This is a genomic window from Kitasatospora sp. NPDC091276 (genome assembly GCF_040684355.1).
Lineage (GTDB): Bacteria > Actinomycetota > Actinomycetes > Streptomycetales > Streptomycetaceae > Kitasatospora.
Map to the genome: position 1 here is coordinate 96,235 of NZ_JBFBFU010000009.1, position 7,229 is coordinate 103,463.

At 76.0% G+C, this 7,229-nt stretch carries 6 protein-coding genes and 1 pseudogene; all 7 read left to right on the forward strand.

Features of this window, described 5'->3' with window-relative positions; genetic code table 11:
- Nucleotides 1-7: 7 nt before the first annotated feature.
- Nucleotides 8-967 (forward strand): annotated as a pseudogene (locus AB0O19_RS13640) (NTP transferase domain-containing protein).
- Entirely contained in the window at nucleotides 964-2,238 is a 1,275-nt protein-coding gene (locus AB0O19_RS13645; RefSeq protein ID WP_363619418.1) for a molybdopterin molybdotransferase MoeA, read from the forward strand. Before AB0O19_RS13640 ends, AB0O19_RS13645 begins: the two are co-directional and overlap by 4 nt.
- 49 nt (nucleotides 2,239-2,287) lie before the next feature.
- Nucleotides 2,288-3,334, forward strand: a complete 1,047-nt coding sequence (locus AB0O19_RS13650) for a potassium channel family protein (protein ID WP_363619419.1) — start codon at nucleotides 2,288-2,290, stop codon at nucleotides 3,332-3,334.
- A gap of 47 nt (nucleotides 3,335-3,381) precedes the next feature.
- A complete protein-coding gene (locus AB0O19_RS13655) occupies nucleotides 3,382-4,359 on the forward strand; it encodes an NAD(P)H-quinone oxidoreductase (protein ID WP_363619420.1) in 978 nt (325 codons plus the stop codon).
- 134 nt (nucleotides 4,360-4,493) lie between these two features.
- Nucleotides 4,494-5,168, forward strand: coding sequence for a hypothetical protein (locus AB0O19_RS13660; RefSeq protein WP_363619421.1), 675 nt, complete (start codon nucleotides 4,494-4,496; stop codon nucleotides 5,166-5,168).
- Nucleotides 5,169-5,366: 198 nt separating this feature from the next.
- Complete coding sequence (locus tag AB0O19_RS13665; RefSeq protein WP_350876669.1) at nucleotides 5,367-5,978, forward strand: bacterial proteasome activator family protein; 612 nt, start codon at nucleotides 5,367-5,369, stop codon at nucleotides 5,976-5,978.
- Nucleotides 5,979-6,237: 259 nt separating this feature from the next.
- A partial coding sequence (locus AB0O19_RS13670) for a protein kinase (RefSeq protein ID WP_363619422.1) occupies nucleotides 6,238-7,229 on the forward strand: 992 nt, incomplete at its 3' end.

Sequence of the window (7,229 nt, forward strand, 5' to 3'; positions counted from 1 at the left end):
TGGCCGCATGACGCCCTACGACGTGATCGTCCCGGCCGGCGGGGCCGCCCGTCGCCTCGGCGGGGCCGACAAACCCGGGCTGACCGTGGGCGAGACCACCCTGCTCGACCGGGTGCTCGCCGCCTGCGCGGGCGCCCGCACCACCGTCGTGGTCGGCCCCGGCCGGCCGACCGCGCGCACCGGCGTCCGCTGGACCAGGGAGCAGCCGCCGGGCGGTGGGCCGGTCGCCGCCGTCGCCGCCGGACTCGACCTGGTCACCGCGCCGACCGTGCTGCTGCTCGCCGCCGACCTGCCGTTCCTGGACCGGCGGACCGTCGACCGGCTGGTCACCGCCCTCGCCGAGGCAGGTCCGGCCGTCGACGCCGCCGTCCTGGTCGACGCCGGCGGGCGCGACCAGCCGCTCGCCGCCGCCTACCGCACCGCCCCGCTGCGCACCGCGCTGGCCGCCCTCGGCGATCCGGCCGGCCTCCCGCTGCGCCGCCTCACCGGCGGTCTCGCCCGGCAGTTGGTGGCCGACACCGACAACGTCGCCTACGACTGCGACACCTGGGAGGACCTCGAACAGGCCCGGGAGCGCGACCGGTCGTAGGGGCGCCCTCCGGGTCCGTGTTCACGGCCCGCGTGGGTGTCCGTGCGGGAAACGACGCGCGCCGCACACGGGGCGAACACTCCGGGGAAACCGCCGATCAGGCAGCATGGGCGCATGGAGCGCACGCTGGAGGACTGGATCGCCGAGGTCAGGGCCGACCTGGGCATCGACCTGGACGTCGACGTCCGGGGACTGCTCGACCTCGCCCGGGTGGTCGCGCACGGGGTGGCCCGCCCGGCCGCGCCGCTGACCGCCTTTCTGATCGGCTACGCGGCCGCCCAGCAGGGCGGCGGGCCGGAGGCCGTGGCCGAGGCCGCCCGGCGGACCGCCGCGCTCGCCGAGCGCTGGAGCGCCGACGCCGGGCCGGGCGAGCCGTGAGCGCCGTCGGCCAGACCACCGTGGCCGCCCCGTCGACCGGCCCCGGCGTGCTGAGCTGGGCGCAGGCCCGCGAGGCCGCCCGCCGGGCCGGGCTGCGTCCGCTGCCGGCGGTCGGGCTGCCGCTCGCCGAGGCGCTCGGCCGCACCCTCGCCGAGCCGCTCACCGCGCTGACCGACCTGCCGGCCTTCGACACCTCCGCGATGGACGGCTGGGCGGTCGCCGGGCCGGGCCCCTGGCGGGTCGCCGGGCGGGTGCTGGCCGGCCGGGCCGCGTCCGCGCCGCTGGCCGACGGCGCCGCCGTCGAGATCGCCACCGGCGCCCAACTGCCGCCCGGCGCCACCGCGGTCCTGCGCCGTGAGCACGGCCGCACGGACGGCACGCTGCTGCACGACTGCGGCCACCAATCACTGACCACCGGTCAGGACGTCCGCCCGCGCGGCCAGGAGTGCCGCCGCGGCGAGGCGTTGCTGCCCGGTGGCGCCCTGGTCGGCCCGGCCGTGCTCGGCCTGGCCGCCGCCTGCGGTCACGACCGGCTCGCCGTGCGCCGTCGCCCGGTGGTCGAACTGCTCGTCCTCGGGGATGAGTTGCTCGCCTCGGGCGTCCCCGGTCCGGGCCTGGTCCGGGACGCGCTCGGGCCGCTGCTGCCGCCCTGGCTGCGGGCGGCCGGTGCCGAGGTGGCCGAAGTGCGGTCCGTCCGGGACGACTTCGGGCTGCTCCGGGACGCGCTGCGGCACTCCACCGCCGACATCGTGGTCACCACCGGCGGAACGGCGGCCGGCCCGGTCGACTTCCTGCACCGGGCCCTCGCCGAGGCCGGGGCCCGGCTGCTGGTGGACGGCGTGGCCGTCCGCCCCGGACACCCGATGCTGCTGGCCGAACTCCCGTCGGCCGGCCCCGCCCGGAGCGGGCTTCCGGGCGGGGGTCCAGCCGGGCTTCCGGGTGGGCTTCCGGGCGGGCGGCACCTGGTGGGCCTGCCCGGCAACCCGCTGGCCGCCGTCGCCGGGACGGTCACCCTCGCCCTGCCGCTGCTGCACGCCCGCAGCGGGCGGTCCGCCGTCACCCCGGCCCTCGCACCCACCGCCGTCGGCCTGCCCGGGCACCCGGTGGACACCCGGCTGCTGCCCGTCCGGCGCACCGCCGACGGCGTCGTCCCGCTCGCCTTCGACGGGCCCGCGATGCTGCGCGGCCTCGCCCGGGCCGAGGCGCTGGCCGTGGTCCCGCCCGGCGGCGCGGCGGCCGGCGAACCCGTCGAACTGCTGGAGGCGCCGTGAACGGGCCCACCGGGGCGTGCGCGCCCCACGACAGCGGGGAGGTGACCGCATGAGCAGGCTGCGGGGTGCGCCCGCCCCGGGGACCGAGCCGTGGTCGGACGCCGGGATCGTGCTGCCCGCCCGGCGGAGCGCGCCGGCCCTCCGGCAGGTCGGCTCCCGGCTGCTGCTGGCGCTCGCCGTCCTAGTCGCCACGACGCTGATCGTCTACGTCGACCGGGACGGTTACAACGACAACGCGGGCGACGGGGTCAGCTTCCTGGACGCGGCGTACTACGCCACCGTGACGCTGTCCACCACCGGGTACGGCGACATCACCCCGTACAGCGACGGCGCCCGGCTCACCAACATCTTCGTGATCACCCCGCTGCGCGTGGTGTTCCTGATCATCCTGGTCGGGACCACGCTGGAGGTGCTCACCGAACGAACCCGCCAGCAGTGGCGGTTGAACCGCTGGAGGTCCACCGTGCGCGAGCACACCGTCGTCATCGGGTACGGCACCAAGGGCCGCAGCGCCGTCGACACCCTGCTCGGGCAGGGCGTGAAGAAGGACGAGATCGTCGTCGTCGACCCGCAGCGCAAGGTGATCGACCAGGCCGCCCGGCACGGGCTGGTCGGCGTGGTCGGCGACGCCACCCGCACCGACACGCTGCTGCGGGCCGAGGTGCCCACCGCCGCCCGGGTCGTGGTCGCGCCGGAACGGGACGACACCGCCGTCCTGGTCACGCTGACGGCGCGCCAGCTGAACAAGGGCGCCACCGTGGTCGCGGCCGTCCGGGAGGACGAGAACGCCCCGCTGCTGCGGCAGAGCGGCGCCGACGTCGTCGTCACCAGCTCCAGTTCGGCCGGGCGGCTGCTCGGCCTGTCGATGCTCAGCCCGCACGCCGGCGCGGTCATGGAGGACCTGCTCACCTACGGCAACGGCCTGGACGTGGTCGAGCGCCCCGTCACCCGGGCCGAGGCCGGGCACAGCCCGCGCGCGTGCGAGGACCTGGTGGTCGCGGTGGTCCGCGGCCGGCGGGTGCTCAACTACACCGAGCCCGAGGCCGCCGTGCTCCAGCTCACCGACCGGGTGATCGTGATCAAGTCGACCGGCTGACGCGGGCCTTGCCCGCTCCTCGCCATGACGCGCAGTAGGTTCGGGGCATGCATGCGATGACGATTCCCGTACCCGGCGGTCCCGAGGCACTCGTGTGGGCGGAGGTGCCCGACCCGGTGCCCGGCGAGGGCGAGGTCCTGGTCGAGGTGGCGGCCACCGCCGTCAACCGCGCCGACCTGCTCCAGCGGCAGGGCAACTACAACCCGCCGCCCGGCGCCTCGCCCTACCCCGGGCTGGAGTGTGCCGGGCGGATCGTCGCCCTCGGCCCGGGCGTGTCCGGCTGGGCGGTCGGCGACGAGGTGTGCGCGCTGCTGTCCGGCGGCGGGTACGCGCAGCTCGTCGCGGTGCCGACCGGGCAGTTGCTGCCGCTGCCCAAGGGCCTGGGCTTCGAGGAGGCCGCCGCGCTGCCCGAGGTCGCCTGCACGGTGTGGTCCAACGTGTTCCTCACCGCCCACCTGCGGCCCGGCGAGACGGTGCTGCTGCACGGCGGCGCGAGCGGCATCGGGACCATGGCGATCCAGCTGGCCAAGGCGGTGGGCGCGCGGGTCGCGGTGACCGCGGGCAGCGCCGGGAAGCTGGCCCGGTGCGTCGAACTCGGTGCCGACATCGCGATCGACTACCGCGAGCAGGACTTCGTCGAGGTGCTCAAGGAGGCCACCGGCGGGGCCGGGGTGGACGTGATCCTGGACATCATGGGCGCCAAGTACCTGCAGCGGAACGTGGACGCGCTGGCCGTCAACGGGCGGCTGGTGATCATCGGGCTGCAGGGCGGCGTGAAGGGCGAGCTCGACCTCAACGCGCTGCTGCGCAAGCGCGCCGCGGTGATCGCCACCAATCTGCGCGGGCGCCCGTTGGCGGAGAAGGCGGCGATCGTGGCGGCGGTGCGCGAGCACGTGTGGCCGCTGGTGGAGTCCGGGGTGGTGAAGCCGGTGATCGACCGGGTGCTGCCGCTGACCGACGCCGGCGACGGGCACCGGGTGCTGGAGGCGGGGGAGCAGGTCGGCAAGGTCGTGCTGCGGACCTGATCCTGGTCCGAGGGCCTGCGGCCCGAGGCGGGACGTCCGAAATGCCCTGATCGTCGGATTGTGCGAGGCTGGTTCGGAGCTGTCCCGCCGCCGACCCCGCCGCGCGCGGTCGGCCGTCGGAAGGACCTCCGACCGTGGCCGCACCAACGCACCTCCTCGGGCCGCTGCCCGCCGCGCCGCACCACCGTCGTACCCGCCGTACCGGCCCGGGCCGGGCCCAGCGACTGATCGCGGCGGCCGTGCTCGGGCTCACGCTCCCGCTGGCCGCAGCATCGGCGGCCGCCGCCGCCGTCGGGCCGGCGGCGGCGTCGCCGTCCCCGTTCACCGCTGAGCCCGCCGCCGTGGGCAGGCCGGAGCCAGCGGCCGTTCCGGCGGTCGGGCCGCCGCGGCACCCGCGCCCCGGCCGGGGCGACGCCCGGGTCTACCGGCGCTGGGTGGTGTGGGCGCCCGAGCGCGCCGACACCGCCCCGGAGCGGGCGCCGGACCGGGCTCCCGAGCAGAACCCCGAGCACGCTCCCGAGCAGAACCCCGACCAGGTTCCTGACCGGAGCACCGGGCAGGCCGGTGCGGGGGACCGGCCCGAGGCCGACCAGGGCACCCCGGACGCGGCGGCTCCCGGCGCCGACGCCGCACCGGACGCCGCCACCGCGGCCGCCGCCGCGACCGCCCAGGCCGTCGCCGCCGCCGTCCCCGCCGTCCTGCCCGCCCGCTGGCGGGACGCCTCGACCGTCCAGTTCCCGCTGGGCGCGGGGCTGGGGTTGATCGGCTGCGGCCTGGGGTTGATCGGGCTGCGGCTGCGCCGGGGGTGAGTCGCGGGGTGGGGGCGGCGGGGTAGGTTCCGTGAGGGGTGTGTGCACGCCCCAGGGGGGCCGGGGCGGGCCGGGAGCTGAGTATCCGTACGGATTCCGGGGCGGCGCCCGGGGGCGTACCGTCGTCAGCGGTGGCTCAGGACGGCGGTTGTACGGGGGCTTCCGCCCGACCAACCCCAGTGAGAGAGAATGTTGTTCATGACGAATCCGATGAACGAGCGCTCGTTTCAGCAGCCATTCCAGGCCGCGGGCGGGCAGTCGCAGGACGGCCAGAAGGTGCTGATCGTCGGACCGGACGGGCTGCCCGTGGGCCAGGGGTTCGCCGGCTCGGCGGGGGACGAGGACGAGGGCGACCTGCCGCGTGAGCTCCCGGTGACCGAGATGGTCGAGCAGCCCGCGAAGGTCATGCGCATCGGCAGCATGATCAAGCAGCTGCTGGAGGAGGTCCGGGCGGCGCCTCTCGACGAGGCCAGCCGGGCCCGGCTGAAGGACATCCACGCCAGCTCGATCAAGGAGCTGGAGCTCGGTCTGGCCCCCGAGCTGGTCGCCGAGCTGGAACGGCTGTCGCTGCCCTTCACCGAGGACAGCATTCCGACCGAGGCGGAGCTGCGGATCGCCCAGGCCCAGCTGGTCGGCTGGCTGGAGGGCCTGTTCCACGGGATCCAGACCGCGCTGTTCGCCCAGCAGATGGCGGCGCGGGCCCAGCTGGAGCAGATGCGGCGGGCGCTGCCGCCCGGTCTGCACGGCGGCGAGCCGGACGAGGACGAGCCGGGTCAGGGCCGCGGCATCCGCTCCGGCCCGTACCTGTAACGGGCCGCCGACACCGGACGTACCACGACGGTCCGCCCGGGGCCGGGGCGCCGCCGGAGGGCGCCCCGGCGGTCCGGGGGCAGGACCGGCCCTGGACCGATCACCGTCGGCGTCAGCCGATACCCTGACCCCTGTCGCAGGCCGGTCGCACCGCCGCGGCAGGGGTCCGCCAGGCCCGCGGGCCCGGCCCACCACGCACGGACGAGACCGAACGTCACGGTCGCGGCGCCACGGCCGCGCCGAGGGGGAGCAGAGGACCATGAGCGAGCACGGCAACGCGGCGGTCGGGGGCTCCTCCCTGGGCAACGGCCGCTATGTGCTGCAGCGGCTGCTGGGCGAGGGCGGCATGGCCTCGGTGCACCTCGCGTACGACAGCGTGCTGGACCGGCAGGTCGCGCTGAAGAGCATGCACAACGAGCTGGGCCGGGACGCCTCGTTCAAGGAGCGGTTCCGCCGCGAGGCGCAGGCGGTGGCCCGGCTGGAGCACCCGAACATCGTCACGGTGTACGACAGCGGCGAGGACGTCGCGCCGGACGGCTCCAGCACCCCGTACATCGTCATGCAGCTGGTCGACGGCAAGGGCCTGCGCGAGGCGATCAACGAGGCGGTCGCCCAGTACGGCGCGATGCCGACCGAGGAGGCCCTGCGGGTCGTCGTCGGCGTGCTGAACGCGCTGGAGGCCTCGCACGACATGTCCCTGGTGCACCGCGACATCAAGCCCGGCAACGTCATGTTCGATCGCAAGGGCAACGTCAAGGTCATGGACTTCGGCATCGCCCGGGCGCTGGAACCGGGCGCCACGTCGATGACGCAGACCGGCATGGTGGTCGGCACCCCGCAGTACCTGTCGCCCGAGCAGGCGCTCGGCAAGCCGGTGGACGCCCGCTCCGACCTCTACTCGGTCGGCGTGATGCTCTTCGAGATGCTCACCGGGCAGCTGGTCTTCGACGGCGACTCGGCGTTCTCGATCGCCTACAAGCACGTCCAGGAGGAGCCGCCGGCGCCGTCCACCCTCAACCGGTCGGTCACCCCGGCGGTGGACGCCTTCGTCGCCCAGGCGCTGCGCAAGGACCCGGCGCACCGGTTCCAGAGCGCGGCGGCGATGCGGGACGAGGCGGAGCGGCTGATCGCGGCCGCGAAGGGCGGTGGCAGCGGGCACCCGTTGCAGGCCAGTACGCCGCTGGTGATCAACGAGGGCCCGCGCTCGGTGCACGCGGCGCCGCAGACCCCGCAGACCCCGCAGACCCCGCA